Origin of the sequence: Halomonas sp. 3A7M (genome assembly GCF_014897875.1) — a bacterium.
In the GTDB taxonomy this organism is placed as follows: Bacteria; Pseudomonadota; Gammaproteobacteria; order Pseudomonadales; family Halomonadaceae; genus Vreelandella.
In genome coordinates this window covers 1-824 of record NZ_JABUZD010000047.1, presented here as the reverse complement: position 1 = coordinate 824, position 824 = coordinate 1, and the positions used below count along the sequence as shown (strand labels likewise).

Annotated in this window: 1 protein-coding gene; it reads right to left on the bottom strand. The window is 47.5% G+C overall.

The annotated features are described in order from the left end of the window. Window positions 1-65 precede the first annotated feature (65 nt). Window positions 66-638 carry a DUF6161 domain-containing protein gene (locus INT19_RS03685; RefSeq protein ID WP_226924466.1) on the bottom strand — a complete coding sequence of 191 codons (573 nt, stop codon included), beginning with the start codon at window positions 636-638 and terminating at the stop codon, window positions 66-68. Window positions 639-824: the final 186 nt, after the last annotated feature.

Genomic DNA, 824 nt, shown 5'->3' with positions numbered 1-824 from the left:
ATTTCAGGGCGTGGCTGTAGGTGCTGATTTATGGGCGCTTACGAACTACTACGTTCAGTCTACCGTCATTTAGGAGCCATCCGATTCATCAGGTCAACCAAATGAACAGGGCCAGAATCCTCTTTGATCATGCCAGTTGCACTAGGCCTAAAAAGCGTTTGAAGAATAAGTTGACGCTCGTCATCATGCAGAGCGTTCTTTTTCCTCAGCAAGGCAAGGTAGGTATGAATCATCGTCCTGCGCTCCTGGGCATCGACATGCAAGTGATTGTGGGACATAAACAAATTTGCACATAACCGAACTGCCCATATAGCGAAGGTTGTAAGGACGGCCATAGTTACCAGCCTGCCTACTATTAATTCACCAACCTGCTGATTTAAAACATACAGAGCAAACCAGACCAATCCTGAAATTGCAACAATCGCAGACAACCCAGTTACTATAGCGAACAATATCGATTTATCTCGATGATATTTTTCCTGAAGCTTCCAATATCGGACCGGTGCCTGGAGTGCCAGCTTGTCATCATAGGTCTGAGTCAAGGCCTCTAAATCATTCCGAGCTTTTTCGATAGCGCCTGAAAGTTCTTGCTCGTATTCGCCGACATTTTCTTCGAAGCGCTTACGCTGCCCTTCCAGCAGCTTATCTGCACGCCCTGTCAGAGTATCGAGCCGTTCCTGACTTTGGCCAGCTTGACCAGTCTGGCGAGTTAGTTCTTCATCCCATGCTTCTCGTAGGTTGAACAGCGACTGAGTCTCTGATTCGGCTTTTCCATAAGCGCGTAAGCGTTCATCCTACGACGTAGTTGACCTACTTCACGTCAC